The 25,691-nt window shown below is 60.1% G+C and carries 27 protein-coding genes; 12 read left to right on the top strand and 15 right to left on the bottom strand.

Annotation, left to right across the window (positions count from 1 at the left end; translation table 11 throughout):
* Nucleotides 1–75: 75 nt before the first annotated feature.
* Genes LRS40_RS24210 through LRS40_RS24220 form a run of 3 tightly spaced genes read left to right on the top strand, consistent with a single transcriptional unit; the run spans nt 76 to nt 1,915 of the window.
* Nucleotides 76–690, top strand: coding sequence for a methylthioribulose 1-phosphate dehydratase (locus LRS40_RS24210; RefSeq protein ID WP_231312887.1), 615 nt, complete (start codon nt 76–78; stop codon nt 688–690).
* On the top strand, nt 687–1,376 hold the full coding sequence (gene mtnC, locus LRS40_RS24215) for an acireductone synthase (RefSeq protein ID WP_231312888.1): 690 nt from the start codon (nt 687–689) through the stop codon (nt 1,374–1,376). Before LRS40_RS24210 ends, mtnC begins: the two co-directional genes overlap by 4 nt.
* Complete coding sequence (locus tag LRS40_RS24220) at nt 1,373–1,915, top strand: acireductone dioxygenase (protein WP_231312889.1); 543 nt, start codon at nt 1,373–1,375, stop codon at nt 1,913–1,915. Before mtnC ends, LRS40_RS24220 begins: the two co-directional genes overlap by 4 nt.
* Before the next feature lie 92 nt (nt 1,916–2,007).
* On the opposite strand, the gene mtnA is transcribed toward LRS40_RS24220, so the two are convergent.
* Nucleotides 2,008–3,036, bottom strand: a complete 1,029-nt coding sequence (gene mtnA / locus LRS40_RS24225) for an S-methyl-5-thioribose-1-phosphate isomerase (RefSeq protein ID WP_231312890.1) — start codon at nt 3,034–3,036, stop codon at nt 2,008–2,010.
* Nucleotides 3,037–3,141: 105 nt separating this feature from the next.
* On the opposite strand from mtnA, the gene mtnK reads away from it, so the two are divergent.
* Nucleotides 3,142–4,341, top strand: coding sequence for an S-methyl-5-thioribose kinase (gene mtnK, locus LRS40_RS24230; protein WP_231312891.1), 1,200 nt, complete (start codon nt 3,142–3,144; stop codon nt 4,339–4,341).
* Nucleotides 4,342–4,404: 63 nt separating this feature from the next.
* On the opposite strand, the gene LRS40_RS24235 is transcribed toward mtnK, so the two are convergent.
* The 4 genes from LRS40_RS24235 to LRS40_RS24250 all read right to left on the bottom strand — a co-directional run bounded on the left by LRS40_RS24235 (nt 4,405) and on the right by LRS40_RS24250 (nt 9,309).
* Nucleotides 4,405–5,649, bottom strand: a complete 1,245-nt coding sequence (locus tag LRS40_RS24235) for an LVIVD repeat-containing protein (RefSeq protein WP_231312892.1) — start codon at nt 5,647–5,649, stop codon at nt 4,405–4,407.
* An 81-nt stretch (nt 5,650–5,730) separates the two neighbouring features.
* Nucleotides 5,731–6,795, bottom strand: coding sequence for a sugar ABC transporter substrate-binding protein (locus LRS40_RS24240; RefSeq protein ID WP_231312893.1), 1,065 nt, complete (start codon nt 6,793–6,795; stop codon nt 5,731–5,733).
* A gap of 19 nt (nt 6,796–6,814) precedes the next feature.
* Nucleotides 6,815–7,810 carry an ABC transporter permease gene (locus LRS40_RS24245; RefSeq protein ID WP_032616998.1) on the bottom strand — a complete coding sequence of 332 codons (996 nt, stop codon included), beginning with the start codon at nt 7,808–7,810 and terminating at the stop codon, nt 6,815–6,817.
* Nucleotides 7,807–9,309 carry a sugar ABC transporter ATP-binding protein gene (locus tag LRS40_RS24250; protein ID WP_156263177.1) on the bottom strand — a complete coding sequence of 501 codons (1,503 nt, stop codon included), beginning with the start codon at nt 9,307–9,309 and terminating at the stop codon, nt 7,807–7,809. The genes LRS40_RS24245 and LRS40_RS24250 overlap by 4 nt, the downstream gene beginning before the upstream one ends.
* A gap of 161 nt (nt 9,310–9,470) precedes the next feature.
* Between LRS40_RS24250 and LRS40_RS24255 the strand changes: the two genes are divergently transcribed.
* From LRS40_RS24255 to LRS40_RS24270, 4 genes are all read left to right on the top strand, one after another.
* Entirely contained in the window at nt 9,471–10,568 is a 1,098-nt protein-coding gene (locus LRS40_RS24255; RefSeq protein WP_142488628.1) for an oxidoreductase, read from the top strand.
* Nucleotides 10,569–10,629: 61 nt separating this feature from the next.
* Nucleotides 10,630–11,373 carry an SDR family NAD(P)-dependent oxidoreductase gene (locus tag LRS40_RS24260; RefSeq protein WP_231312894.1) on the top strand — a complete coding sequence of 248 codons (744 nt, stop codon included), beginning with the start codon at nt 10,630–10,632 and terminating at the stop codon, nt 11,371–11,373.
* A 190-nt stretch (nt 11,374–11,563) separates the two neighbouring features.
* Nucleotides 11,564–11,863 carry a type II toxin-antitoxin system RelE/ParE family toxin gene (locus LRS40_RS24265; protein WP_142488624.1) on the top strand — a complete coding sequence of 100 codons (300 nt, stop codon included), beginning with the start codon at nt 11,564–11,566 and terminating at the stop codon, nt 11,861–11,863.
* Nucleotides 11,841–12,245, top strand: coding sequence for a helix-turn-helix domain-containing protein (locus LRS40_RS24270; RefSeq protein ID WP_142488622.1), 405 nt, complete (start codon nt 11,841–11,843; stop codon nt 12,243–12,245). The genes LRS40_RS24265 and LRS40_RS24270 overlap by 23 nt, the downstream gene beginning before the upstream one ends.
* On the opposite strand, the gene LRS40_RS24275 is transcribed toward LRS40_RS24270, so the two are convergent.
* Both LRS40_RS24275 and cstA read right to left on the bottom strand, forming a co-directional pair.
* Complete coding sequence (locus LRS40_RS24275; protein WP_142488620.1) at nt 12,242–12,439, bottom strand: YbdD/YjiX family protein; 198 nt, start codon at nt 12,437–12,439, stop codon at nt 12,242–12,244. The genes LRS40_RS24270 and LRS40_RS24275 overlap by 4 nt on opposite strands.
* Nucleotides 12,440–12,498: 59 nt before the next feature.
* Entirely contained in the window at nt 12,499–14,604 is a 2,106-nt protein-coding gene (gene cstA, locus LRS40_RS24280) for a pyruvate/proton symporter CstA (protein WP_156263174.1), read from the bottom strand.
* Between the two features lie 281 nt (nt 14,605–14,885).
* Here cstA and LRS40_RS24285 point away from each other — a divergent pair, with 281 nt between their 5' ends.
* The 3 genes from LRS40_RS24285 to LRS40_RS24295 are packed head-to-tail and all read left to right on the top strand — an operon-like array spanning nt 14,886 to nt 17,192.
* Nucleotides 14,886–15,602 (top strand): nucleoside recognition domain-containing protein, encoded by a 717-nt coding sequence (locus tag LRS40_RS24285; RefSeq protein WP_142488616.1) that lies wholly within the window; start codon nt 14,886–14,888, stop codon nt 15,600–15,602.
* A complete protein-coding gene (locus LRS40_RS24290) occupies nt 15,602–16,066 on the top strand; it encodes a YjiG family protein (protein WP_142488614.1) in 465 nt (154 codons plus the stop codon). The genes LRS40_RS24285 and LRS40_RS24290 overlap by 1 nt, the downstream gene beginning before the upstream one ends.
* Nucleotides 16,067–16,079: 13 nt before the next feature.
* Nucleotides 16,080–17,192: a M20 family metallopeptidase gene (locus LRS40_RS24295; RefSeq protein ID WP_231312895.1), complete on the top strand. Its 1,113-nt coding sequence runs from the start codon at nt 16,080–16,082 to the stop codon at nt 17,190–17,192.
* 97 nt (nt 17,193–17,289) lie between these two features.
* Here the strand turns inward: LRS40_RS24295 and bamE are convergent, their stop codons facing one another.
* The 7 genes from bamE to entC form a co-directional block, all read right to left on the bottom strand.
* Nucleotides 17,290–17,670, bottom strand: a complete 381-nt coding sequence (gene bamE / locus LRS40_RS24300) for an outer membrane protein assembly factor BamE (protein WP_231312896.1) — start codon at nt 17,668–17,670, stop codon at nt 17,290–17,292.
* Complete coding sequence (locus LRS40_RS24305) at nt 17,648–18,178, bottom strand: hypothetical protein (RefSeq protein WP_231312897.1); 531 nt, start codon at nt 18,176–18,178, stop codon at nt 17,648–17,650. The genes bamE and LRS40_RS24305 overlap by 23 nt, the downstream gene beginning before the upstream one ends.
* A gap of 147 nt (nt 18,179–18,325) precedes the next feature.
* Nucleotides 18,326–18,739 carry a proofreading thioesterase EntH gene (entH, locus tag LRS40_RS24310; RefSeq protein ID WP_231312898.1) on the bottom strand — a complete coding sequence of 138 codons (414 nt, stop codon included), beginning with the start codon at nt 18,737–18,739 and terminating at the stop codon, nt 18,326–18,328.
* The gene (entA, locus tag LRS40_RS24315; protein WP_231313934.1) at nt 18,740–19,486 is read right to left on the bottom strand and encodes a 2,3-dihydro-2,3-dihydroxybenzoate dehydrogenase EntA; all 747 of its coding nucleotides are present in this window, start codon (nt 19,484–19,486) and stop codon (nt 18,740–18,742) included.
* 2 nt (nt 19,487–19,488) lie between these two features.
* Nucleotides 19,489–20,343: an isochorismatase gene (locus LRS40_RS24320; protein ID WP_231312899.1), complete on the bottom strand. Its 855-nt coding sequence runs from the start codon at nt 20,341–20,343 to the stop codon at nt 19,489–19,491.
* A gap of 10 nt (nt 20,344–20,353) precedes the next feature.
* Nucleotides 20,354–21,952: a (2,3-dihydroxybenzoyl)adenylate synthase EntE gene (gene entE, locus LRS40_RS24325; RefSeq protein WP_231312900.1), complete on the bottom strand. Its 1,599-nt coding sequence runs from the start codon at nt 21,950–21,952 to the stop codon at nt 20,354–20,356.
* A gap of 9 nt (nt 21,953–21,961) precedes the next feature.
* The gene (entC, locus tag LRS40_RS24330; RefSeq protein ID WP_231312901.1) at nt 21,962–23,137 is read right to left on the bottom strand and encodes an isochorismate synthase EntC; all 1,176 of its coding nucleotides are present in this window, start codon (nt 23,135–23,137) and stop codon (nt 21,962–21,964) included.
* 187 nt (nt 23,138–23,324) lie between these two features.
* On the opposite strand from entC, the gene fepB reads away from it, so the two are divergent.
* A complete protein-coding gene (gene fepB / locus LRS40_RS24335; protein WP_156263169.1) occupies nt 23,325–24,284 on the top strand; it encodes a Fe2+-enterobactin ABC transporter substrate-binding protein in 960 nt (319 codons plus the stop codon).
* A 110-nt stretch (nt 24,285–24,394) separates the two neighbouring features.
* Here the strand turns inward: fepB and entS are convergent, their stop codons facing one another.
* Entirely contained in the window at nt 24,395–25,630 is a 1,236-nt protein-coding gene (gene entS / locus LRS40_RS24340; RefSeq protein ID WP_142488601.1) for an enterobactin transporter EntS, read from the bottom strand.
* Nucleotides 25,631–25,691 lie beyond the last annotated feature (61 nt).

Here is a 25,691-nt window from a genome sequence, read left to right on the forward strand (position 1 = left end):
CGATGTTAGTATTTGGCAATCAAGACGCTTAGACGTCTAAACCATAATGATATTCCTGCCGAAGAGGTAAGAAGGATGACAGACAACCTGCAACTCACATCCCTGGTCGAGGCCTGTCACTGGATCGGCGCGAAGGGCTGGGCCCCCGCCACCGGCGGCAACATGTCCGTGCGTCAGGACGCCAGCTGGTGCTGGCTCAGCGAATCCGGCAAAGACAAAGGCAGCCTGACCCCCGATGACTTCCTGCAGGTTGAGATTGCCACCAACCGCGCCCCCTCCGGGCGGAAACCTTCGGCGGAAACCGGCCTGCATACCCTGGTCTATCGCCTCTTCCCGGAGGCCAACGCGGTGCTGCATGTCCACACCGTCAACGCCACGGTGCTGTCGCGACAGGTCAAAGCGCCGGAGCTACATATCAGCGGCTTTGAGATGCAGAAATCCCTCAGCGGGCAGACCAGCCATCTTGATACCGTGCCGATCGCCGTATTCGACAACGACCAGGACATCGACGCCCTGGCCTCCCGCATTGCCCATTACGCTCAGGAACGTCCGCTTAATTATGGTTTTCTTCTGCGCGGTCATGGCTTAACCTGCTGGGGACGCAACGTGGCAGAGGCCCGGCGTCACCTTGAAGGCCTCGAATTTTTGTTCGAGTGCGAGATGCGTTTACGACAACTGGAGAGAGTATGATTCGCGCGATTGTGACGGATATTGAAGGCACCACCAGCGATATTCGTTTTGTCCATAATGTCCTGTTCCCCTACGCGCGCGAGCGGCTGGCGGCCTTTGTCACCGCCCAGCAGTATGCTGAACCGGTCAACACCATTCTGGACAATCTGCGTGAAGAGATTGCCGAGCCGCAGGCCAGCACCCACGATCTGATCGACACCCTGTTCGCCTTTATGGACGAAGACCGCAAATCGACAGCCCTGAAAGCGCTGCAGGGGATCATCTGGCAGGATGGCTACGTCAACGGCGACTTTACCGGTCATCTCTACCCTGACGTTCTCCCTTCGCTGGAAAAATGGAAGTCGCAGGGCATTGATTTGTATGTTTATTCATCGGGGTCCGTGGCAGCGCAAAAACTGTTATTTGGCTACAGCGACGAAGGTGATATTACTCATCTGTTCAGCGGCTATTTCGATACCCACATCGGCGCCAAGCGCGATGTGCAGTCGTATCAGACTATTGCGGCACAGATTAACCTTGCGCCCTCGCAGATCCTGTTCCTGTCGGATATCCATCAGGAGCTGGACGCCGCGGAACAGGCAGGTTTTCGCACCCTGCAATTGATTCGCGGCGATGACGACGGCGCCAGCCATCATCATCAGGTGCACCAGTTCGACGACATTAATCCGGAGCAGATCCCTTCATGAGCGCATTGACCATTTTTTCAGATAAAGAAGCCCGCGAGCCGCAGTGGCACAGCACCGACCCTGAGGCGATCCAGCAGCAGCTGAATGCCCGTGGCGTCCGCTTTGAACGCTGGGAAGCCGACCGCGATTTTGGCCGCGATCCGACTGCTGACGCAGTGATTAATGCCTATCAGCACGCCATCGACAGGCTGGTAGCGGAAAAGGGCTACCAGAGCTGGGACGTGATTAGCCTGCGGGCGGACAACCCGCAAAAAGAGGCCCTGCGCGCGAAGTTTCTCAATGAACATACCCACGGTGAAGATGAAGTGCGTTTCTTTGTCGAAGGTGCCGGGCTGTTCTGCCTGCACATTGAAGACCAGGTGTATCAGGTGCTGTGCGAGAAAAACGATCTGATCTCGGTGCCCGCCGGCACGCCGCACTGGTTTGATATGGGTTCCGAGCCGAACTTTACCGCCATTCGCATTTTCGATAACCCGGAAGGCTGGGTGGCGCAGTTTACCGGCGATGCGATTGCGGATGCGTATCCACGATTGCCGTAGGCACCCTGCCCTGCCCGGCGGCGCTGCGCTTGCACGGGCCGACAAACCAGGTGTTGTAGGCCGGGTAAGGCGAAGCCGCCACCCGGCATTACTCAGACCGCACCGCTGCGAAAAATCCCCGCTTCCACATCTTCCGGCAGCACCACCCCGCTATCCAGCACCCAGCCGCTAATCAGCGCCGCAGGCGTGACGTCGAACGCCGGGTTATAGACCCGCGCATCAAGCGGCGCCCACTGCACCGCGCCAAAGCTCCCTGCCACGCCGGTCACTTCCCGGGCATCGCGCTGCTCAATCGGGATAGCGTCACCGTTCGGGCACGCTGGATCGAGGGTGGTTTGCGGGGCCGCCACATAAAACGGAATACCGTGGAATTTCGCCAGCACCGCCAGGGAATAGGTGCCGATTTTGTTCGCCACATCGCCGTTGGCGGCAATCCTGTCTGCCCCGACCCATACCGCGTCCACCTGGCCTTTGGCCATCAGGCTGGCGGCCATCGAATCGGTGATCAACTGATAGGGCACACCCAGCTCGCCCAGCTCCCAGGCGGTTAATCTGCCGCCCTGCAACAGCGGACGGGTTTCATCCACCCAGACGTTGCTGACGTTGCCCTGCTGATACGCAAGAGCAATCACTCCCAGCGCGGTACCGACACCCGCCGTCGCCAGCCCGCCGGTATTGCAGTGGGTCAGCAGGCGGCTACCCGGCTTCACCAGCTGGCTTCCCGCCTGCGCGATAGCGTCGCAGAGCCGCTTGTCTTCGTCGATCAGACGCAGCGCCTCGGCCACCAGCGCCGGGACATAATCTTCCTGCCACAGCGCCTGCTTCATACGGTCGAGATTGTTCATCAGGTTTACCGCCGTCGGGCGCGAGGCCCGCAACGTTTCCAGCGCCGCCGCCAGCCGATCCCGGCTGTGGCCGTTTTCCGCCAGCAGCGCTAACAGCAGGCTGGCAGAGAGACCAATCAGCGGCGCGCCCCGCACGCGCAGGGCGTGAATATGCCCCACCAGCGCGTCAACCGTGGACGCATCCAGCCAGCGTTTCTCCTGCGGAAGCGCCTGTTGGTCGAGAATAAATAGCTGATTTTCCGTCACCCGCAGGCTGGTCGTCTGTAATCTCTGCATGTCGTTAATTCTCTGTTGCGTTGTTGTAGCACATTGTGTCAGGATAAAATTCAGATGTATAGACGTCTAAATGTCTTTATTACCGGAACAGATGAGGAACTGGCAATGTCGCAATACCGTACCTTTACCGCTCAGGACGCCGTGGCCTATGCCCAACAGTTTGGCGGCCTCGAAAACCCATCGTCACTGGTGGAGGCGCAGGAGGTGGGCGACGGCAACCTCAATCTGGTATTCAAAATTTTCGACAGCGAAGGCGTAAGCCGCATTATCGTTAAGCAGGCCCTGCCCTACGTGCGCTGCGTGGGAGAGTCCTGGCCGCTGACGCTGGACCGCGCCCGTCTCGAAGCACAAACCCTGGTGGAGCACTATCAGCACAGCCCGCAGCACACGGTGAAAATTCACCACTTTGACCCGGCGCTTGCGGTGATGGTGATGGAAGATCTCTCCAGCCATAAGATCTGGCGCGGCGAGCTGATCAATAACGTTTATTATCCCCAGGCGGCACGCCAGCTGGGGGAATACCTGGCCCATACCCTGTTCCACACCAGCGATTTTTACCTCCATCCGCACGCCAAAAAGGCGCAGGTAGCGCAGTTCATCAACCCGGAGATGTGCGAGATCACCGAGGATCTGTTCTTCAACGACCCTTACCAGATCCACGAGCGCAATAACTACCCGGCGGCGCTGGAAAACGATGTCGCCGCTCTGCGCAATGACGATCAGCTTAAGATTGCCGTCGCCGCCCTGAAACACCGCTTCTTCTCCCAGGCCGAAGCGCTGCTGCACGGCGACATCCACAGCGGCTCAATTTTTGTCGCCGACGGCAGCCTGAAGGCGATTGACGCGGAGTTCGGTTATTTCGGCCCGATTGGGTTTGATATCGGCACGGCGATCGGCAACCTGCTGCTTAACTTCTGCGGCCTGCCGGGCCACCTCGGCATCCGCGACGCGGCGGCCGGTCGCGAGCAGCGCCTGATCGATATCCAGCAGCTGTGGACCACCTTCGCGGAACGTTTCCAGGCCCTGGCCGCGGAAAAATCCCGCGATGCGGCGCTCGGCGTGCCGGGCTATGCCAGCGCGTTTCTGAAGAAGGTCTGGCAGGACGCGATTGGCTTCTGCGGCACCGAACTGATCCGCCGCAGCGTGGGCCTGTCGCACGTGGCGGATATCGATACCATTCGCGATGAAGAGATGCGCCACGAATGCCTGCGCCACGCCATCACTCTCGGGAAGGCGTTGATCGTCATTGCCGACCGTATCGACAGCGTGGATGAGCTGGTGGCGCGGGTGCGTCAGTACAGTTAAGTTGCGTGCGACCTGTTTGCCGGGTGGCGGCTTCGCCTTACCCGGCCTACAAAACCGGTCCCCTCACCCCAAATACTCAATCACCGACAACCCGCCGTTATAATCCGTGCTGTAAATAATCCCCTGCGCATCCACAAACACATCGCAGGACTGGATCACCTGCGGGCGATTGGGCCGGGTATCCATCATCTTCTCCGGTGCGGCGGGCACCAGCGCGGCGGTCTCTACCGGGCGATACGGGTTCGAAATGTCGTACGCGCGCACCCCCGCATTCTGATACGTGGCAAAAATCAACGTTGAGCTGACAAAGCTGCCCGGGCGGTTTTCGTGCAGGTTGTGCGGCCCGAAGTGTGCCCCTTTCGCCACGTAATCCCGCTCCTGCGGCTGTGGGAAGGTGGCAATACTCACCGGGTTCGACGGCTCGCGAATATCAAACAGCCAGATCAGCTTCTCGCCGTCCTCCTGATTGTCGAGCACCGCTTCGTCCAGCACCACCAGCAGGTCCCGGGCCGGCAGCGGCAGCGCGGTGTGGGTGCCGCCGCCAAACGGCGGGCTCCAGTTGCGATGGGCGATCAGTTTCGGCTGGCTGCGATCCTTTACGTCCAGCAGGGTCAGGCCGCCGTCGCGCCAGCTACCGTAGGCGGTATCCCCATTGATAATCGCGTGATGCAGGGCATAGCGTTTGCCCTCCGGCCACTCGGGCGTTTCTCCTGCCGCCTGGTTCATCCCCGGCAGCCACCAGCGCCCGGCGACTTCCGGCTTACGCGGATCCGCCAGATCGATGGTCAGGAAGATGTAATCGGTAAAGCCGTCGATCAGCGCCGAGACATAGGCCCAGCGGCCGCCCACGTACCAGATGCGGTGAATGCCGATACCACTCAGCGACAGGAAGCTGATTTCCCGCGGTTTATCCGGGGTGGAGATATCAAAGACGCGCAGCCCGGCGCTCCAGCCTCTGTCCTGCACGTCGCTGACCGTCTCCCCCACCTGACGGGTGTAGTAGACCTTTTCGTCAGCAAAGCGGACATCGGCAAACAGATCCCGGGCGTTGATCACCAGCAGCAGGTCGTCGTGGGCCTGGAGATGCACGTTCCAGGTGCCCGGCGGCGCAGGCACATAGCCCGCAGCCCTCGGGTTTTTCGGGTCGCGCACGTCGACGATCGAAAAGCCCTGGGACACCATATGGCCGATATAGGCAAAGCCGCGATGCACCATCAGCTGCACGCCGTCCGGGCGTCCGCCCTGGTCGCTGTGGCCAATTAAGCGCATATTGCGGCTGTATTCGGGGGTGGGTAGTTGAGAAGTCATATCGAGCCTTTCGCCGGGTGGCGGCTGCGCCTTACCCGGCCTACAAAACCGTAGGCCCGGTAAGCGCAGCGCCACCGGGCATTATTTTGCCTTCGCTTCTAACGTCGCGAACCACGGGGCGATAAAGTCTTCGGTCTGGCCCCAGCCCGGGATGATTTTCCCTAATGATGCCACGTTCACCGCGCCCGGCTGGGCCGACAGCAGCGCCTGCGGAATAGCGGCCGCCTTAAAGTCATAGGTTGCAGGCGTTGCTTCACCGGCAATCTTGTTGGCAATGAGACGCACGTTGGTGGCGCCAATCAGCTTCGGATCCACCGCCACGCTCACCACCCACGGGCTGCCCGCTTCACGCATCAGCTGTAGATCCTGGTTGGAGATGTCGATGCTGTAGAGTTTGATCTCGGTGCGGCCGTTCTCTTTCAACGCTTTAAAGGCGCCCTGGCTGAAGGCGTCCCAGGTGCCCCAGATAGCGTCGATCTTGCCTTTCGGGTATTTCGCCAGCACCGCGCCCACTTTGTTGGCAGTATCGCCCTGTACGTCTGAGGAGACCGCGCCGATGGACTCCAGCTCCTTGATGCCCGGGTTCTGCTTCAGCAGTTCCTGGTAGGCGGTCTGACGACGCTCCATCGGCGGGAAGCCGGCGACCCACAGCTTGATGATGTTGGCCTTACCGTTGAAATCTTTCACCAGCTGGCCAAACGAGAGGTTGGTCAGGGAGGCGTCATCCTGCTGGGTCACGGTTACGCCGGGGATCTCCCCGTTCACTGCGGTATCGAACACCGCCACCTTGATCCCGGCATCGACGGCTTTTTTCACCAGCGCGGTGGAGTACGGATCGCGTCCCTGGGAGAGGATAATGCCGTCATATTTCTGGGTGATCGCCTGGTTAACGAAGTCCTGGAATTTGGCGTCGTCGCCGTTGCTTAAAAAGGTGCTGACCTTAAAGCCGAGCTTTTTGCCTTCCTGAATCGCACCGGCAACAAACTGGGTAGTGTTGTCGTCCGAGCCGAGGTTGCGGATCACCGCGATGCGGATCTGCCCGTCATGGTTGGCAATGGCCGCCGGAACCGGCGCAGGCGTCGCCGCATAGCCCGGCAGGGAACTCAGTAATCCCAGGGTCAGCAAAGAGAGTGCAACTTTTTTCATTTTTTATCCCGTCGTGTTGTTAACGTTTTTGTACGTAGGTGATGGCCAGCGCAATCGCCAGCACCAGCCCTTTTATAATGTCCATTGCGTAATAGGGCACCGAGAGCATCACCAGCCCGTTGGAGAGCACCCCAAGGATCACCGCCCCCACCAGGGTGCCCAGCGCGTTCGGTTTGCCGGAGCCGGCGAGCGAGAAGCCGATCCACGCCGCCGCCACCGCATCCATCAGATAACCGCCGCCGGCATTCACCTGCGAGGAGCCAATGCGCGAGGCCAGCAGAATGCCGCCAAGGCCCGCCAGCAGCGAAGCAATCACGTAGGCCGCCACTTTATAGCGGGTGGTGCGAATGCCGGACAGGCGAGCCGCTTCCGGGTTGCCGCCAATGGCGTACATACGGCGACCGTGGGTGGTCAGGGATAGCCCCAGCTGCGCCAGCAGCGTCACCGCCAGCATGATAATGACGATGGTCGGCACCTGCCCCAGCGCGCCAAACGCTGCCGGGATGGTCCCTTCCGCCATGTCGCCGCTCGGCAGCACCATGTTTTCGGTGATCGACCCGCCGTAGCTGTAAGTCATCGCCACGCCCTGGATCACAAACAGGCTGGCGAGGGTGGCGAGCATGTCGGGAATACGCAGGATGACGATCAGGAAGGCGTTAAACAGCCCCACCAGGGTGCAGAGCGCCAGGGTGATCAGAATGGATTCGGTGGTGCCGAAGCCGTGCCAGACAAACAGCGAGATCACCAGGGCATTTGCCAGCGACGCGGTAGAGCCGACAGAGAGGTCAAACCCGCCAATGGTCAGCGAGATGGAGACGCCGATGGCAATTACCGTCACGATGGCGATAGAGCGCAGAATGTTGATGATGTTGTTGGGATCGAGGAAGTTCTCTGACGCCACGCCGAAAATGGCCACCAGCGCGACCACCGTCAGCAACATGCCCCACTTATAAAGAAAATCGAAAATTTGCTGACGGCCAGACGCCGCCGCAGTCACTGAAAGGGCCTTGCTCACGACGCCGTTCCTCCGGTTGAATAATAAAGTAATGTCTCTTCGCGGGCGGTTGCCCCCTCGAGCTCCGCCACGATGCGCCCGTCCCACAGCACGCAGATGCGGTCGCACAGGCCCACCAGCTCGGCAAATTCCCCCGAGGCATAAATCACCCCTTTGCCTTCCCGCGCCAGGCCGTCAATCAGCTGGAACAGATCGGTTTTGGCCTTCACGTCCACGCCTTTGGTGGGCTCGTCGAAGATCAGCACCTGGGCGTTGCCGCGCAGCCATTTGCCAATCGCCACCTTCTGCTGGTTACCACCCGACAGACGGCGCAGTACCTGCCCCGGCCCGCGGGTGCGCACACCCACCCGGGCGATCACCTCTTCAGCCCAGCGCCACGCCTGGCGATGACCGAACAGGCTCCAGCGCGAAAAGCTGTTATCCGCTGACACCGCCAGGTTCATGCTCACCGGCTCATCGATAAAGATGCCCTCTTTGCGCCGCTCTTCCGGCACCAGCGCCAGCCCACGCAGGACCGAATCCGCCGGGTCGCGCGGTTTCCAGGGCTTTTGGTTCAGTTCGCCTTTTGCCACCTGGCTTTTACTGGCGCCAAACAGCGCCTTGCAGAGTTCGGTTTTCCCGGCTCCCGCCAGCCCGGCGATGCCCAGAATTTCGCCCTTGCGCAGGTGCAGGGAGATATCCTTCAGCAGCCCTTCGTCATGCAATCCCTCCACGCGCAGCAGGGTTTCGCCGCTGTGAGGAGGACGCGCAGGGGGGTAGATATCGCTCAGCTCGTGGCCGAGCATCTTCTCGACGATCGCTTCGCCGCTGAGATCCGCCATCGGGCCGGACTCGATCAGCTTGCCGTCGCGCAGCACCGTTAAGGTGTCGCAGATCGCCTTCAGCTCGTGGATGCGGTGGGAGATAAACACCACTCCGATCCCCTGCTGCTGCAGGCGTCGTACCACGGCAAACAGCCGCTCGCTCTCGTGGGCGTCCAGCGGCGCGGTGGGTTCATCCAGAATTAAAAACCGGCAGTGATGAGAGAGCGCCCGCGCCAGCAGGATCTGCTGCTTTTCCGCCAGGGTGCAGCTGTCGATAGCGCGCCGCACGTCGAGGGAGACGTCCAGCTGCGCCAGCGCCTGCCGGGCCTGCTCGCGCAGTTTCCCCCAGTGGAAGCGGTGTCCCGGCTGCGCCAGATGATCGAGCATGATGTTTTCCGCAATGCTCAGGCCGGGGATCAGCGCTACGTCCACCTCCTGCTGCACCAGATGGATGCCCAGCCGTTTGGCATCCACCGGCTCGCGAATAGTGACAAGCTGGTGATTGATGCTGATTTCGCCTTCATAGCGCGCGTGCGTGCCGCACAGCACCGCCATCAGGGTCGATTTACCGGCGCCGTTCGCGCCCGTGAGCGCGTGTACCGATCCGCCCGTCAGTGTGAAATCGACGCGCGACAATGCCTGAAAGCCAGAAAAAGCCAGGCTGATGCCGCGCATCTCGAGGCGACTGGTTGACATTCGCTGCGATCCCTTATCATTAATCTTTTGATTTATGGAATTTTTCACAGCCGGGACTGGCTGGCAACGAAGGAAAAAGCATAAGATAAAGCAAAATAGTATTAGCCATCTGGATGTCTAGCCATAACATCGGGTTAGCGCTTCGTAAAAAGGACACCATCATGAGCAACACCGATATCCGCGTCGTTCCCGGCCCGGCCAACTACTACTCCCACCGCGGGGCCCTTGCCCGCCTGAACGCATTTTTCACCCCGGAGCAACTCTCCCGGGCGGTATGGATCTACGGCGAACGCGCCCTTGCCGGTGCGCGCCCGTTCCTGCCCGAAAGTTTCAATACAAAGGGAGCCAAACATCTGCTGTTTAAAGGCCACTGCAGCGAACACGATGTGAACCAGCTCGTGCAGGATGCTGGCGATAACCGCAGCGTAGTGATTGGCGTCGGCGGCGGCGCGCTGCTGGATACCGCCAAAGCGGTGGCCCGTCGTCTGGGCCTGCCGGTGGTTGCCATTCCAACCATCGCCGCCACCTGCGCCGCCTGGACTCCGCTGTCGGTGTGGTACAACGATGCCGGGCAGGCGCTGCACTTTGAGATCTTTGACGATGCCAACTATCTGGTGCTGGTCGAGCCGGAGATCGTGCTTAACGCCCCGGCGGAGTACCTGCTGGCGGGGATCGGCGATACCCTGGCAAAATGGTATGAAGCGGTGGTGCTGGCCCCGCAGCCCGAGCAGCTACCGCTGACGGTCAGGCTCGGGATCAACGGCGCGCTGGCGATCCGCGACGTGCTGCTGGAACACAGCGAGCAGGCGCTGGCCGACCAGACGCGCCGCGAGGTCACCCGTGAATTTCATGACGTGGTGGATGCCATTATCGCCGGCGGCGGCATGGTGGGCGGGCTGGGGGAACGCTACACCCGCGTGGCGGCGGCGCATGCGGTGCATAACGGCTTAACGGTGCTGCCGCAGACCGCGCAGTTCCTCCACGGCACCAAGGTGGCCTACGGCATTCTGGTGCAGAGCGCCCTGCTCGGCCAGGACGCCGTGCTGCGCGAACTGGTCGCAGCGTACCAGCGCTTTAACCTGCCCACCACGCTGCGCGAGCTGGAGGTGGATATCCACAACCGCGACGAGCTGGACAAGGTTATTGCCCATACCCTGCGCCCGGTGGAGTCGATCCATGCCCTGCCGATCGCCCTGACGCCAGCGATCCTGCGCGCCGCGTTTGAGAAAGTGGAAAACCTCAGCCGCCCGGCGGATTGACGCCGGACACACGCCTTCTATACATAAGGATGGTTCTCATCACTCTTGAGTTGAGGTCATCATGCAGATCGATTTAACAGGTAAGAAGGCGCTGGTTACCGGCGCCAGCCGGGGTTTGGGCCGTGCCATTGCGCTGTCGCTGGCCCGGGCGGGTGCCGATGTGGTTATCACCTATGAGAAATCCGCCGATAAGGCCCAGGCCGTTGCCGATGAAATTACGGCGATGGGACGCCTCAGCGAGGCGGTTCAGGCCGACAGCGCCAGCGCCGAGGCCATTCAGAATGCCGTCACCCATGCGGCGCGCACCCTGGGCGGGCTCGATATTCTGGTCAATAACGCCGGGATTGCGCGCGGCGGTGAACTGGAGTCCATGACCCTGGCGGACATTGATGCCCTGATTAACGTCAATATTCGCGGGGTGGTGATCGCTATCCAGGCCGCGCTGGTGCATATGTCCGACGGCGGACGGATCATCAACATCGGCAGCTGTCTGGCCAACCGCGTCGCCCAGCCGGGTATCGCGGTCTATTCAATGACCAAATCGGCGCTCAACTCCCTGACCCGTGGGCTGGCACGTGACCTCGGGCCGCGCGGCATCACCGTCAATCTGGTCCACCCCGGTCCCACCAATAGCGATATGAATCCGGAGGATGGCGTGCAGGCCGCATCGCAGCGTCAGCTTATTGCCACCGGGCACTACGGCCAGCCGGAAGATATCGCCGCCGCGGTCACCTTCCTTGCCAGCCCTGCAGCCGGGCAGATCTCCAGCACCGGGCTGGACGTGGACGGTGGGCTGAACGCCTGACACCCGCTCGCAGATCTTATGTACGCCTCTGCCGCCTGGCAGAGGCGTTTTCGACCCGCCTCGACAATCCGTTTTTTGCCGCTTTTTCCGCCCCGATCCCCGTCCTACAGTACCTCATAAGTAATTCGGAATTTATCTAATAGTCTTATTATTTCCTTATATTTCGTGTGGGCGTACAGTGGAGGTACGGATGAAGATTGTGTGGTCAAGAACCGCTAAACGCGATCTGGCAAAGATAGATAAGCGCTACCAGACGCGAATTGAAGAGAAAATGGCGGCAATCAATGACAGAAATGCGCCGCGTCCTGATATTAAAAAACTCGATATGGGTGAGGATTATTATCGCTTACGGACTGGAGATTACCGGGTGATCTTCATTTTCCAGGGAGAGTCGCGGGATGTTTGCTACATCGTGGCCGTCAAGCGAAGAACGTCCACCACTTATCTGCATGAGGAGAACACTCTCTATGGCTGTACAAATGATCAATGATGACGAAGGTAAGCCGCAATATGTCGTTATTCCTTACGATGAGTACTTCCGTATGCAACTGCAACTGGCGGAATATGATGATGAAAATGAAGAAGAATGGGAGAAAATCGATAGCGAAACCGACATCTATGATCATGTTGGTTTACCCGAAGATGTCTGCCGCATTATGACTTATGAACAGGTCAGCCTGCAGGCCGCCTGGCGCATCCTGCGCGGCTTATCGCAACAGGAGGTAGCCGACAAGCTGGGCATCAGCCAGTCCGCCGTGTCACAGCTGGAAGCCGTCGACTCCCGCCCGCAAAAACGCACCCGTGAAAAACTGGCGGCCATTTACGGCTGCACGCAGGAGCAGATCAGCCTGTACCTGCCGAAAGAGGGTTAACAGCACTTCGCTCCGCCTTTGGCGCCGTAGCGGGCGTCCTGGCGATCGCGGAAGAATTCTTCGTAGGTCATCGGGGTCTGGTCAGGATGGTTGACGCGCATATGCTCAACGTAGTTGTCGTAGTCCGGCACGCCGATCATCATTTTTGCCGCCTGGCCTAAGTACTTACCTGCTTTAGATAGGGTGTCGAACATATCGCTCATCTCACTGGAAATGTAGGCCGGGTAAGCGCTAGCGCCACCCGGCATTGCCTTTAATGGGCACTTTTCGCCTGGGTCACAATCTCTTCATAGTTGGCAGGCATCGGCTGATACGGCGTCTCTTTCGCCGTTGGCTTGTCCTGTTTCAGGGCGGCCAGGGCGGTCTTCAGAGAATACAGCGCCAGCACCACAACCACCACCATAAAGAAGATGGTCAACCCGGCATCGAGACGGTTGTTAAACACCAGCTGTGACAGCTGCGACTCGGTGTACTGCGCCGGGATCTTACCGCTGTCGATCATCGCCTGGAACTTGTTGGCGATGGCGAGGAAGCCCACTTTCGCATCCGGGCTGAAGGCTTTCTGCCAGCCGGCGGTCAGGGTACAGATCAGCAGCCACGCCGTTGGCACCAGGGCCACCCAGGCGTAACGCTGACGTTTCATCTTGAACAGCACCACCGCGCAGAGCATCAGCGCCATACCGGCCAGCATCTGGTTAGCGATACCGAACAGCGGCCACAGGGTGTTGATGCCCCCCAGCGGATCCACCACCCCCTGATGCAGGAAGTAACCCCACGCCAGCACGCACAGCGCGGTCGCCAGCAGGTTGGCCGGCAGCGACTCGGTGCGCTTCAGCCCCGGAGAAATCACCCCCAGCAGATCCTGCAGCATAAAGCGCGCCGCACGGGTTCCCGCATCCACCGCCGTCAGGATAAACAGGGCTTCAAACAGGATCGCAAAGTGATACCAGAACGATACATCCATCAGGCCGCCCAGCGCGCCGTGCAAAATGTAGGCCATCCCCACAGCCAGGGTCGGCGCACCGCCCGCACGGGAGATAATCGACTGCTCGCCCACTTCGTTGGCGATCTGGGTCAGGGTATCCGGAGTAATGGCAAAGCCCCAGCCGCTCACCACCTGGGCCGCAGAGGCCACCACGTCTGCCGTACCGGCCGGTGCCAGCACCGCAATCGGGCTGTTCATCGCGAAGTAAACGCCGGGATCGATAATACAGGCTGACACCAGCGCCATGATGGCAACAAAGGACTCCATCAGCATGCCGCCATAGCCGATAAAGCAGGCCTGATTTTCATTAGCCAGCATCTTCGGCGTGGTGCCGGAGGCGATCAGGGCATGGAAGCCAGAGACCGCGCCACAGGCGATGGTGATAAACAGGAACGGGAACATGTTGCCGGACCAGACCGGACCGGTGCCGTCGATAAACTTAGTTACCGCAGGCATGGTCAGGGTCGGGCGCATAATCAGAATGCCAATCGCCAGCCCGACGATGGTGCCGATTTTCAGGAAGGTGGAGAGGTAGTCGCGCGGGGCCAGCAGCAGCCACACCGGGAGTACCGCAGCCACAAAGCCATAGCCCACCAGCATCCAGGTCAGCTGCACGCCGGTATAGTCAAAGTACGGGGCCCAGGTTGGGCTCTCGGCCACCCAGCCGCCGGAGATAATGGCGAACACCAGGAAGAACAGGCCAATCACCGACACTTCACCAATGCGGCCCGGGCGCAGATAGCGAATGTAGATCCCCATGAAGATCGCCAGCGGAATGGTAAAGGCCACGGTGTAAGTCCCCCACGGGCTGTGGGTCAGGGCTTTCACCACAATCATCGCCAGCACCGCAAGGATAATCACCATGATCATAAAGCAGGCCACCAGGGCAATTACCCCGGCGGTAGGGCCCATCTCCTCTTTCACCAGCTCGCCGAGCGAGCGCCCGTCGCGGCGGGTGGAGACGAACAGCACCATAAAGTCCTGCACTGCCCCGGCCAGCACCACCCCGGCGAGGATCCAGATCATCCCCGGGAGATAGCCCATCTGCGCGGCCAGCACTGGCCCCACCAGCGGTCCGGCTCCGGCAATCGCCGCAAAGTGGTGGCCAAACAGCACCTTTTTGTCGGTCGGGACATAGTCCAGACCATCGTTATGCCGCACCGCCGGCGTCATGCGCGTCGGGTCGACGGAGAGCACGTTGCGAGCGATAAATTTACCGTAAAAACGGTAGGCAATCAGATAGATACAGACCGCTGCGACCACAATCCACAGCGCATTGATCTGTTCACCGCGGTTGAGGGCGATATAGCCCAGCGCAAAGGCGCCCACCACGGAGAGCCCTGCCCAGATGAGGTATTTCCCTGAGTTGTTCATGATATGGTTTCCATCATCGCAGAAGAGAGATGTTACATTTTGTATCTATAACACTCGCTTAAGATTTAACAACTCAACTACACGTAAAAACAGACATCCAACCAGTCATTTACATAACATTGTTAAGCCGATCACTTTCACCCGCTTTCCGTGCCTTATCCAGTTCACAATTCAGGCAATTTTTCCCGTATCTGCGTTTACAGGATGATTTACATCAGTTTTTTTATGGGTTTTATCACCAGAATAGCCTTGCAGGACACTATTTTAACAAGGAAAAGGATATGAAAAGTTTACACCCTGAGGAGTATAAGGTGGGCCCCGGCGCGTATTTCGCACTGGCGTTTGCAGCAGTATTTTTCTCCGGCCTGTTAGGCGGTAAAGAGTGGTACGGCGTGTTTGATTTCACCACGCTGAACGGCGCGTTTGGCAAGGTGGTCAGTAAAGCGAGTCTTAACGAGGGCACCTTAACCACCGCCACCAGCGCCTTTCGCGGCACCGGTGGCAGCGGCGCGATGGATGGTTTTCTGTTTGCCCTCGGGCTGATCCCGGCGGTGATGTTTGCCCTCGGCATGATCAACGTGCTGGAGCATTACGGCGCCCTGCGTGCCGCGCGCAAGCTGCTAACCCCGCTACTGCGGCCGCTGCTGGGCATCCCGGGCACCACCGGCCTGGCGCTGATCGGCAGCCTGCAAAGCACCGATGTGGGCGCGTCCCTGACCCGCAACCTCGCCGACGAGGGGCAGATCAGCGAGAACGAAAAAGATGTCTTCGCCATGTTTCAGTTCTCGGCCGGGGCGATGATCACCAACTTCTTCTCCTCCGGCGCGATCCTCTTCACCCTGGTGGCTATCGACGGCACGGCGGCAGTGCCGACCTCCATCGGAGCCTGCATCGCGGTGATGTTCATCATGAAAATTGTCGGTGCCAATATGATGCGCCTGGTTGTCAGATTCCAGAATAAAGCCCCTGTCACCGCCCCGGCAAAAGGAGAAGCCTGATGAGCGCCCCGAACGCAAATCCTGTTATTACCGACGTCTTTGTCGAAGGCGCCCGCAAGGGCTGGGGCATTGCCACCAGCAGCACCCTACCAAACGTGGTGATGGCCTTTATCATCATCAAAGCGCTGGAGATAACCGGCGCGTTAAAAGGACTGGGAATGATATTCGCCCCGCTGATGGGGCTGTTTGGCCTGCCGGGAGAAGCCGCCGCGGTGCTGATCGGCGGCTGGATGTCGATGGGCGGCGGTATTGGCGTCGCCATCGGCCTGTTTGATAAAGGCATTCTTACCGGCGAGCACCTGGCGATCCTCGCTCCGGCCATCTACCTGATGGGCTCCCAGGTGCAGTACCTCGGGCGCATCCTCGGGGTGATTGGCACCCGTGCCACCCGCATTCCGCTGATGATCGCCATCTCGGTTATCAACGCCTTCTTAGCCATGCTGCTGATGCGCATTATTCTCTGAAAAAGGATCTCTGATGAATCTTGAACACTACATTGAAGAGCTAAAAACCCTGGTCAACGTCGACTGCGGAACCAAAACCCTCAACGGCGTGGCGACGGTGGCGGGCATTATGCAGCGCCTGTGGCAGGCCGAAGGCTGGCATACTGAGCAGGTCGATCTGGGCAGGCAGGTGGGCCCCGGCGTGTTTGTCACCAACAAACCGCAGGCGGAAAAATTTGACGTGCTGCTTGTCGGCCATCTCGACACGGTGTTTGCCCCGGGCACGGTGGCATCGCGTCCGCTGAGTCAGGATGATACCCGGCTTTACGGCCCAGGCGTCTCCGACATGAAGAGCGGCCTGCTCAATATCCTGTGGGCGATGCGCGAGCTTGATGATTCCGATAAACAGCGGCTGTCGATTGCGGTGGCGATGAACCCGGACGAAGAGACCGGTTCCGTTTACTCACACGAATGGATCGGCGAGCTGGCAAAACGGTCCCGCTGCGTGCTGGTGTGCGAAGCCGCCCGCGCCGACGGGTCGCTGGTGAAAGCGCGTAAAGGGATGGCCGGTTATCAGCTGCACTTCAGCGGCGTGGCGGCCCATGCGGGTAACGATCCGGAGAAAGGCCGTTCGGCGATCGTGGCGCTGGCCCACAGCATTCTGGCGATTAATGGGCTGACCGACCTGACGCGCGGCACCACGCTGAACGTCGGGGTGATCCAGGGCGGCAGCGCGGGAAACGTGGTGGCCGACATCGCCGACGCCGAGCTGGACGTGCGCTTCTGGGAAAACGACGAATACGACCGGGTGCATCAGGCGCTGGAGGCATTATGTGCGAAAGGTTTTCTCGACGGGGTGACCACCACTCTCACCCGCATCAACCACAAACCGGCTATGGCCACCAGCGATGAGACGCGTGCGTTGATGGCACGGGTTGAGCAAGCCGGACGCGAAGAGGAGATCGCCATTACCTGGCAGGCGGTCGGCGGCGGCAGCGATGCGAACCATACCGCGGCCTTGGGTATCCCGACCCTCGACGGTTTTGGCCCGATCGGCGCCGGTTTCCACAGCCCGGCGGAGTGGCTGGATAAGGCGTCGATTGAACCGCGGATCAGGTTGTTAAAGCGGGTGGTGTCGATGTTGTAACCATTGTGCAGTTGTGCGCCCGGTGGCGGCTTCGCCTTACCGGGCCTACAAAACCCACGTTTGCGGGTGGATACCCAGTTAAAGCAAAGGGATATAATTACGCCTTTTTATATTCCCGGTGGGTAAGTATTTTATTTTCATTAAAAGTTAGTACCAGCGTTACGGACTCATCATAAAACACAGGAACGACCACATACAGCGCGCGTCCTTTAACCTTCGAATGATATAACCACGTATTCTGATGGTTGTAATCCTGCGGAATATCGGGTCGCCCTAACAGCAGTAACACATCCTTTTTGGTTGTTTTACCCGTCACCAGCTTTTTATCCAGGTCGCTTTCCTGGAGTTTACTGACGGTTCCCTGTTGCGTACGATCGACATTCCTTATACAACCGCTGAGCATAGCCATATAAAATAAGCCCAACAAAATAAGCCCCGGTATTTTCACACCGAGACTATTTACTTGTGTAACCTTCATATTTTTCGACCTTTTCGTCCAGGTAGATTTGGTTTTCACTGTCGTATTTTAAATGGGTCGCATACAGCACGCAGTAACCACTCTTATCCGAAACTGAAAGGCGAAACTCATAGGTTTCACCTTTTTGCGGCACAAAGGTATAGCTCACAAAGTTACAGCCATAGAGGAACCTGAACCCCACCCGGGTCGGCGTTCCGGCATACACTTTCGCGTCGTAATAGGTTTCTTTATAGCGATCCGGGTCATTGCTGGCTTTCGGGAACCCCAGATCGTGGGTAGGCCGTAACACCACGACGCTGGTAAAATCAACCGCACCATCTTTTTTGCCGTGCTGACTGATCGTAAATCCAGGCGGGTTACCGATCATGCGAACATTTGCCGTGTTTTGCTCGGAATCCGGCGGCGGCGTATAAGGTACTTTTCCCCAGTAGGTGGCGCATCCTGATAATAATAATGATGCAGCGAGCGCTCCCGTAATATATCGCATTTTTTCCATTGTCAGTTCCATTATATTCATCCCGCCGGGCAGCATAACGAAAAACCGTAACAGCGACCATCCTGCCGCAATTAAAAGGAGAATTTTAAGAAAATAGTGATGCTAATTTCGTTAAGATAAAAATAAATGACGCAGGGCGAGAATAATCTCGCCCTGATATTAGCCCAACACCATGGTACTCAACCTACAGGTACAGCACCGCCGCCCTTGCTCGTCATACACCACGATCTCCCAGCTCTGGCTGGTGCGCCCGAGATGCAGAGGCTGACACACCCCACGCACCTTCCCCTGCGACACCGCACGATGATGAGTGGCATTGAGCTCCGTGCCTACCACGCTCTGCCCATCGCGGGTCATCAGAAAACCGGCCATTGACCCCAGCGTCTCCGCCAGCGCCGCCGACGCGCCGCCGTGCAGCAGGCCAAACGGCTGATGGGTGCGGGCATCCACCGGCATCTCGGCCTCGAGGGTGTCATCACCGATCCGGGTATGGACGATCCCCAGATGCGCCACCATCGTGTTCAGGCTGGAGTCGTTCAGCGCCTCCAGGGACAAATGTCGTTTCCAGATCATTCAGGCCCCCAGCGTCGAGCCGCCGTCCACCACGATATCCTGCAAGGTGATGTGGCTGGCGTGGTCAGAAGCGAGGAACAGCACGGTGCTGGCAATCTCTTCAGGACGGGCTATTTTACCCAGCGGAATGCCGAGCTTGAACTGCTCGCCAAAGCCGCGAATACGCTGCTGCTCGGCGTCATCGCTCACCCACAGGGTGCGCTGCATATCGGTATCGGTAGAGCCCGGCGACACCAGATTACAGCGCACGCCACTGCCCGCCAGCTCGAGGCCGACGGTCAGGGCGAGGCTTTTCAGCGCCGCTTTCGAAGCACCGTAGGCGCTCATGCCGATGCGCGGGGTGTGCGCCGCGTCGGACGCCACGGTGACAATCGCCCCGCCCTGCTGACGACGGAACTGGCCCATCGTCTGCTGGAACAGGTTGAAGGCCCCGCCCACGTTGACCGCAAAGGTCTCCTGCCAGTGGTCCTGCGAGAGCTGATCGGTCGCCCCCATCCGCAGGATCCCGGCAGCATTGACCAGCACATCCAGACGCTCAACCGTCGCCAGTAAACGTCCGCAGACCGCGTGCACCTGTACCGCGTCAGCCACGTTCAGCACTTCGGTGGCAAAGGGATAGCTCGACTGCGGGAAGGCGACGTCAAAGCCTGTCACCTTTGCGCCCGCCTCAGCAAACGCCCGCGCGGTGGCGTAACCGATGCCTTTTCCGGCCCCGGTCACCCAGACGGTTTTTCCCGTGAAATCCAGCATTATTTCACCTCGCGGGAGAGCAGCGCCCACCAGGCATCCAGGGTCGGGTTTTTCGCCAGTATCACGAAGTCGATATCCCCATGCACTTTGCGCCAGCGCGCCGCCAGGGCCATCATCCGCACTGAATCCAGACCGTAGTCGATCAGGTTTTCGTCATCCATCGGCTCGTCGGACTCGTCCAGCAGCGGCAGGATAAGCTCGCGCAGCGCCGCTTTCGAGGCAGGAAGGGACGGCAGCAGTTCGTCGGTGGTCACCACGCGACCGGAACGACCGGCCACGTACTTGAGCGACATCAGGTGCTCATCCCGGGTGAAGTCCGCCAGCGCATCGGCGACGAAGAACGGCTGGATGTCACGCATAAAGGCGTCGGTGGCGGTGGTCATGCAGCCGATATGGGCGTACACCCCGGTGATGATCAGCTGATCGCGGCCGCTCTCTTTGAGCATCTGCTCCAGCGGCGAGCGGTGAAACGCGCTGTAGCGCCACTTCACCAGCACGGTGTCCGCGTCATCCGGGGTCAGCTCCGCGACAATGCGCTGCTGCTCCGGTGAGCGGGTCAGGCCCGGTCCCCACATATCGTTCAGCAGGGCGCGATCTTCATCGCTCTGCTCTTTCGGCTGGGCGGTGTAGTAGACCGGGATCCCCTGCTGTTTGCAGTAGTCGCGCAGGCGGGCAATGTTCGCCACTACCTGGGCCATCATCGGGCAGTTATCGCCCCAAAAGTTCAGGAAGTATTCCTGCATATCGTGGATCAGCAGCGCGGCGCGCGCGGGCTCCATCGTCCAGCTGACTTTGTTGGTCGGCAGATCTGCTGCCCCTGGCAGCGCATAACCGGTTAATTTTGGAATTGCCATCTTCTGCTCCTCAGCCCTGCGCCCGTTCGGCCAGCCACAGGCGTAATTGTTTTTTATCGACTTTGCCTACCGGCGTCAGCGGCAGTGCCTCCAGGCACTCCACGCGATCCGGCAGTTTGAATTCTGCAACCCCCTGCTCGCGCAGGAAGCGGCGCACCTCGACCGCGCGCAGGGGCTGTTTCACCACCAGATATGCACAGCTCTTCTCGCCCAGCAGGCTGTCCTCCATGCTGACCAGCGCGGCGTGGATCACCGCCTCGTGGCGCAGGAGCAGGTTTTCCACCTCTTCGGCGGCGATCTTCTCCCCGCCGCGGTTGATCTGATCTTTTTCGCGCCCCTGCACGGTGATATAGCCCTGCTCGTCAATGGCGATCAGATCCCCCGAGCAGTAAAAGCCGTTCGCATCAAAGGCGCTGGCGTTGTGTTCCGGGCTCTTGTAATAGCCGCGGAAGGTGTAGGGCCCGCGGGTCATCAGACGCCCCACCTCGCCGCGCGGCAGCGGATTGCCGTGCTCATCGGCTACCCACACTTCGTCATCCGGGCACATCGGGCGGCCCTGGGTATTCATGATGCGTTCCGGGGCATCATCCAGCGCGGTGTAGTTCACCAGCCCTTCGGCCATGCCGAACACCTGCTGGAGCTGGCAGCCCATCTCCGCCGGAATACGGGCAGCCAGGGTGGCGGAGAGTCGCGCTCCGCCCACCTGCAACAGCTGCAGCGAGGCCAGCTGGGCATTACCAGCCCCTTCTGCAATAGCCTGTAGCCACAGGCTGACCGCCGGCGGCACCAGCGAGGTGACGGTGATCTGATGCTGTTCGATCAGTGGGAAGCAGAGCGTGGCGCTCGGATCGTTGGCAAGCACCACGCAGCCCCCGGCCATAAAGATCCCCAGCGTGCCCGGAGAGCTCATCGCAAAGTTGTGCGCCGCCGGGAGGGCGTTCAGGTAACGGGTTTGCGCGCTAATACCGCAGATCTCGTTGCTGCGACGAATGCTGTAGTAGTAGTCGTTGTGGGTGCGCGGGATCAGCTTCGGCGTGCCGGTACTGCCGCCGGAGAGCTGGAAGAACGCCACCTCATCGGCCGGGGTCGGGCTGGCGATAAAGTTCTCCGCCGGACGGGCAATGGCCGTCTCCAGCCCTTCGCCGCGCAGCAGCACCACGCGCACGGAGCGGTGCTGCTCCACAAAGGTGTTGAGGAAGTCGTCGCCGGCAAACAGCCCGTGGGCGCGGTCGGCAATCAGCAGCGCGGGCTCAATCTGGCTGGCGTAGGCGTTCAGCTCGCTGCGCTGATGGCTGAAGAGAGCATTGACCGGAGCCACGCCCACCTGCAACAGCGCGAAGAAGGTGATATAGAACTCGGCGACGTTCCCCAGTTGCACCAGAGCGGTTTCGCCCCGCTGGATCCCCTGCGCCTGCAGCGCGGCTGCGAGGTTATTGACGTACTGCTGGAACTGGCGATACGTAATGCGGCGTTCGCCGTCGATAATCGCCAGCGCATCGCTGTCGGCGTGGCGGGTCAGAATCTCTGTCAGAGGCAGATCCTGCCAGTAACCTTTTTCACGATAGCGGCGGGCGAATTCATCGGGCCAGCGGGTAAAGGGAAGGGTCATGATTAATCCTTAATGCAAACCAAAAACGTTCAGCATGGTGGTCAGTTTGACGCCGGTTTCGCGCCACTCGGCGACCGGTGAGGAGGCAGGCACAATCCCGGCACCGGCAAACAGGCGCACGCTGTTGGCGTGAAGTCGCGCGCAGCGGATGGTCACCACCCACTCGCCGTTGCCTTCGCTGTCGCACCAGCCGACGATGCCGCCGAACAGGTCGCGGTCGAACGGCTCCAGCTCGGCAATCAGTTCTTTCGCCGCCTGGTGCGGGAAGCCGCTCAGGGCCGGGGTCGGGTGCAGCAGGCAGGCCAGGGTCAGGGCGTTCTCATCTTCACGCGCTTCGCCTTCCACCGGGGTGGCGAGGTGCCACAGGGTCGGGGTAGTCACCAGCTGCGGCGAGGCAGGCATGGTCAGCTGATGGCTGCGCGGGGTCAGGACCGCCTTCATCGCCTGGGTAACCAGCTCATGTTCGTGACGATCTTTTGCCGAGGCCAGCAGCTTGTTGCCCGCCTCGCGATCGAGCATGTCGTCCGGCTGACGACGGGCGGAACCGGCCAGCGGCAGGGAGCTGAAATGGGCCCCCTCTTTACGCAGCAGCAGCTCCGGGCTGGCGCCGAGCAGTACCCCGCCATCTTCCAGCGGGACGTGGAAGTTAAAGCTGGCCGGGTTCTGGGCAATCAGTTTTTCCAGCAGCGCACCGCTGTCGAGGTTCTCTTCGGTTGCGATATCGATCAGGCGCGACAGCACCACTTTATTCACGCGCGGGGTGGCGGTCAGGGCGGCGGCGCGGGCCACCATCTCTTCGAAGGCTAACTGCGCCGGGATCTCGGTGCGGGATTTGACCGTCAAGGGTGCGGTCCGGGCGGCATAGCGGGCAGACTGCTGGCGCGCCGGGCGGGCAAAAGGTTGCCACGCTTGCGGAATGAACAGCGACGAGGGCTGGCGGGTATCAAAGGGGATCGCCCCTACCATCACCGGGTTAGCAATTCCGGCGGCTTTGGCATCGGCAAAGGCCTGGGTCAGCTGCTGCTGAAACGCGCTGGCCGGATCGTCGCCGCCGACGGCTGGAGTGGAAAAACGGGCAAAGCAGCCAGACGTGGTAAAGCTGCGATAGGGCGACATAAAGAAGAAGCTGTCTTTGTGCAGCGTGGTCGCGGTGTGCTGAACGTCCTCAGCCAGTGACGTATCCATATCATCCTCCTGAAATGATAAAAGCAGTAAGAATTATTATCATTTATATTTTCGCTCGCTAACCTAATCCCAGAGCGCGATGGTGTCAACCGCCTACAGCGCAACTTGTGCGACTATCGCTTGCATCCCTGCGGCTCATTCATGAAAATGAGAAGCATTAACTTCAACGAAAACAGGATGCCCCTTAGTGAAACTGCCCGCTGTTTGTCGTAACACCCTGCTTTTAACCGGACTTTTAATTTCAGGATTAACCTCAGCGCTTGCCGCCGACTGGCCGCGTCAGGTCACTGACAGCCACGGAACCCACACGCTGGAAAGCAAACCGACGCGGATTGTCTCCACCAGCGTGACCCTCACCGGCTCCCTGCTGGCGATTGATGCCCCGGTGATTGCCAGCGGCGCCACCACGCCGAATAACCGGGTGGCGGACGATCAGGGCTTTTTGCGCCAGTGGGGCGAGGTGGCAAAACAGCGTAAGCTGGCGCGCCTGTATATCGGTGAGCCGAGCGCCGAAGCCGTTGCCGCCCAGATGCCGGATCTGATCCTGGTCAGCGCCACCGGCGGGGATTCTGCCGTGGCGCTCTACGATCAGCTCTCGGCCATTGCCCCGACGCTGGTGATCAACTACGACGACAAAAGCTGGCAGGCGCTGCTGACCCAGCTGGGCACCATTACCGGACAGGAGAAGCAGGCCGCGGCGCGGATTGCGGAATTTGATACACAGCTCACCCGGGTCAAACAGCAGCTGAAGCAGCCGCCGCAGCCGGTGAACGCCATTGTCTATACCGCCGCCGCCCACAGCGCCAACCTGTGGACCGCCGAGTCGGCGCAGGGCAAGCTGCTGCAACAGCTGGGCTTCTCTCTTGCCACTCTGCCCGCCGGGCTGAACCCGTCGCAGAGCCAGGGCAAACGCCACGACATTGTGCAGTTAGGGGGAGAAAATCTGGCGACCGGGCTGAACGGCGAAGGGCTGTTCCTGTTTGCCGGGGATCAGAAGGACGTGGATGCGATCTACGCCAACCCGCTGCTGGCCCATCTCCCGGCGGTGCAAAACAAACGCGTCTGGGCGCTGGGCACCGAGACCTTCCGCCTGGATTATTTCAGTGCGATGCGGGTGCTGGAGCGTTTAGAGGGGTTGTTTAAGTAAGGGGCGGCCTTGTGCCCGGTGGCGCTGCGCTTACCGGGCCTACGGTTCGTGCGGTTGTGGGTGTTGTAGGCCGGGTAAGGCGTAGCCGCCACCCGGCACATTCCACCGCATTAAACCGGAGCAGGCTCCTGCCGGAACCGGCGCAACTCCGCTAACCCCACCAGCAGTATTGCCCCCACCATCGCCAGCATAAACCCGCTGCTGCTGGCCGACGCCACCGGGGTCATAATCACCCCCAGCCCGCCGAGAATGGCGGCGCCAATCGCATCGCCGGTCACGTTCTGCGCCGTCCACAGGCCGTTGATGCGCCCGAGCATCGCTTCCGGGGTCTGGGTCTGGATCAGGGTGTATTGCAGCAATGAACTGACCGCGCTCAGCCAGCCGAACAGCGCCAGGCAGATCGCGCCCAGGGCCCAGAACGGCATCAGGCTGAAGAAACCAATCGCAATAAACGAGGCCAGGGTTGCCACCAGCATAATCAGCCCCGGACGGGCGCTCTGCGCCAGGTTGCCGCTGGTGAGCGCGCCAAAAGCCGCACCCAGCGGGATCGCCGCATACAGCAGGCCAATCTGCGACACGCTCATCTGCCACTCAATCGCCAGCGCCGGATAGAGCACCCGCACCGCGCTCGCCATCGTCAGCAGACCACCCAGCAGGGCGATGCCGCCAATCAGCGGGTTGCTGAACAGAAAGCGGATCGCCGCCATCAGGGATTTCAGCGGATGCTCACGCGGCTGCGGCGGAGGTGGCAATAAAGGCAGGCGCAGCAGGGTTAAGGTGGTGATAAAGGTACCCGCCGCCGCCAGGCCGTAGTTCCAGGCGACGTTCCCGGTGCCGAGCAGCAGGCCGCCGACCATCGGCGAGATCACCGAGCCCAGACGCACGGTGAGCATAGTGATGGCGCCTGCCTGCATCAGGTTTTCGCGCCCTACCAGCGCCGGCGTTGCCGCCAGCAGCGCCGTTACCCCGAGGGAGGCAAAAAAGCCGTCCCACAGGCCCAAGGCATAGATGGCGATTAACGACGGCTCCGGCAGCATCGCGTTCAAACATAGCCCGACAAAGCCCACCCCACAGGTGCCGCGCGCCAGCAGAATCAGCTTCTTACGCTCGTAGCGATCCGCCAGCACCCCGCCGACCATCAGACCGATAAACATCGCCCCGCCGGTCAGGGTGACGGAGAGCCCCACCAGCCAGCTGGAGTGGGTCATTATCTGGATTTGGACCGGTACGGCCACGCCGAGCAGGCCAAGGGATAAAATGGAGATAAAACGGGCAATAAAAACAGCACGAAACGCCGGATGGGTCTTCAGCAGGCTCAGATTGAGCAGCCAGGATTGTCGGGTCATTACAAAGCCTTAATGGTTTCTTTTGTACCAATTCCATGGCCGCACATGCTAACATAGCTAA

It is taken from the genome of Leclercia sp. G3L (genome assembly GCF_021117075.1).
Taxonomy (GTDB): Bacteria; Pseudomonadota; Gammaproteobacteria; order Enterobacterales; family Enterobacteriaceae; genus Enterobacter; species Enterobacter adecarboxylatus_C.